This is a genomic window from Falsiphaeobacter marinintestinus (assembly GCF_007923355.1).
GTDB lineage: Bacteria > Pseudomonadota > Alphaproteobacteria > Rhodobacterales > Rhodobacteraceae > Phaeobacter_A > Phaeobacter_A marinintestinus.
The window spans coordinates 1-2196 of record NZ_VOGO01000040.1 but is presented as its reverse complement, the minus strand read 5'-3'; the positions used below and the strand labels follow the sequence as shown (position 1 = coordinate 2196).

The window sequence follows — 2196 nt, the reverse complement described above, 5'->3', positions numbered from 1 at the left end:
CGCCATCACCAGCAGGCGTTCGCCCAGCAGCAAGGCCTCTTCGACTGAGTGGGTGATCAGGATGATGGTCTTGCCGGTTTCTTTCCAGAGTTTGAGCACCAGCCCCTGCATCTTTTCGCGCGTCAGCGCGTCCAGCGCACCCAGCGGTTCATCCATCAGGATCACATCTGGATCGTTAGCCAGACAGCGCGCGAGGGCAACGCGTTGTTGCATGCCGCCTGAAAGTTCGTAAATCGCCTTGTCCTTGAAATCACCCAAACCTGTGACGTCCAGCAGGTGATCGACATGCGCGCCATAGTCACTTTCTTTTTGGCCATTCATACGCGGGCCAAAACTGACATTGTCCCGCACGTCCATCCATTCGAAAAGCGCCCCCTGCTGGAACACCATACCGCGTTCGGCATCCGGTCCGAGACAGACGTGACCGTTCATCACAACTTTGCCTTCGGTCGGGGCCAGGAAGCCGGCCACAATGTTGAGAAGGGTGGTTTTTCCGCAGCCCGAAGGGCCCAGCACACTCATCAATTCACCTTCGTTGAGATGAAGTGAGACGTCCTTCAATGCCTGAACCGAGCTGCCATTCGGCAGATCGAAACGCATCGAGACGTTTTCGATAGACAATCCCGACATGGCCTTCCTTTCAAAATGAGGTGTCGCTTGGGGTAATCAACCCTTTGCGCTCTGGCAGGCGCATTTCGCGCAGGCGTCCCTCAGAACGCGAGAGCCAGTTGGAAAAAGGCGCGACCCGAACACGTCGGGCCGCGCCAATAGTTGACTTACGGATTACATGCCGCCTGCAGAAGCAAGCGGGCCAGTGTTGACCGCACCGTCATAGCTGTCGAGGGCGCTGTCGATGCTGTCGGCTTCGACGAACACGTCCGCAACGCCCTTCATGAAGGTCTGTGCATTGCCGCCCAGCCAGGCTCCGCTCAGCTGTTCTTCAACCGTCGGGAAAGTGAAGGTCGAGATGGTCGCCATGGTGGCGTCTTCATCCATACCGGCATCCTTGGCGATCACCGGCAGCATTTTCGCGCGGTTGGCTTCGTCCGCCCACATCGCGTTGGCATCTGCAGTGACTTTGAGGAACTTGGCAACCAGATCGCTGTTTTCCGCGACCCAGCCCGTCGGACCCGAGGTTACGTCGAAGACCAGAATGCCCAGCTCGGTCTTTTCGGCACCGGACAGCAAGACGTTGCCGTGCTCAAGCGCGCGACGCAGCGACCCGCCCCAGCCACAGAACATGTCGATCGAGCCCTGTGCGATTGCGGCCGCAGCATCAGGCGGATCCATGTCGACGACATCCATCGAGCCGACATCCACGCCAAAGTGGCTCATCTGCTTGAGGAAGCCGTAGTGGGCGGCGGTGCCCAGCGGTACGGCGACTTTCTTGCCGGCCAGCTCGCCCGCGTTCGACTTGTCGATTTCCAGTTCCGAACGCACAACGCAGTTGTCGTTTTCAGCATAGGACACGGCGACGTCGAGGATCTGAAGATCCTGACCGGCCGACGTGGCGACCACGAAGGGTGGCACACCCTGGCTGACCGACAAATGCACGTCGCCCGACGCCATCGCCGCCGACATTTTCACACCCGATTCAAAGCTGACCCAGTTGACTTTCTGGCCCAATGCTTCGTCGTAGGTGCCCATTTGCTTAGCGTATTCGAAGGGCATCGGCCATTCAAGGAAGTACGCGACGGTGATGTCAGACATCGCCGTCGTCGCCGACAGCGCAGTCGCCAGTCCGGCCACCATTCCGAGTGCAGTTTTTTTCATTTTTGTTCTCCCTGGTTGTTCTTCTGTTTTGTTATCTTTGTCGAGTTTCGTGTTGTGAAACCCGTTTTTGGTTTTGCGAAGCTACGAGTGAGCATGTCATCCCGTCAAACTTTTTTACTCGAAAACGCGCTTGCCGCGCAATAAAATGACGCAGCCACAAACCGTTGCGCCACAAGTTTCGGCGCTGCAGCGAAAACGCGATCAGGTAGCTAGCATGCTGAAATCATGGCACAAAATTGATCTGGCTTGGCCGAAGCTCCGGGCGTAGCGCCTAATCTGGCCTTAAGGTCGGATGGATCTGGCATTATAACGACTGTCAATTCGCTTACTCAGCCCCTTCTTCGGTTGTGAGCAGCCCCACTTGAGTGGTCCATTTTAAAAGTTAGTGCATGATTGGCCGTTGATCCATCGGGATGATGGCCT

The 2196-nt window shown here is 56.9% G+C and carries 2 protein-coding genes; both read right to left on the bottom strand.

The annotated features are described in order from the left end of the window. Nucleotides 1–630: ABC transporter ATP-binding protein (locus FOY56_RS23295; protein ID WP_146348534.1), on the bottom strand; the 630-nt coding region annotated here is incomplete at its 3' end. A gap of 153 nt (nt 631–783) precedes the next feature. Beyond that, nucleotides 784–1773 carry a taurine ABC transporter substrate-binding protein gene (locus tag FOY56_RS23290; RefSeq protein WP_146348533.1) on the bottom strand — a complete coding sequence of 330 codons (990 nt, stop codon included), beginning with the start codon at nt 1771–1773 and terminating at the stop codon, nt 784–786. Nucleotides 1774–2196: the final 423 nt, after the last annotated feature.

Bases quoted from the DNA above. Each gene is read 5' to 3' on its own strand.
- FOY56_RS23290 (WP_146348533.1), bottom strand. From the start codon at position 1,773: ATGAAAAAAACTGCACTCGGAATGGTGGCCGGACTGGCGACTGCGCTG.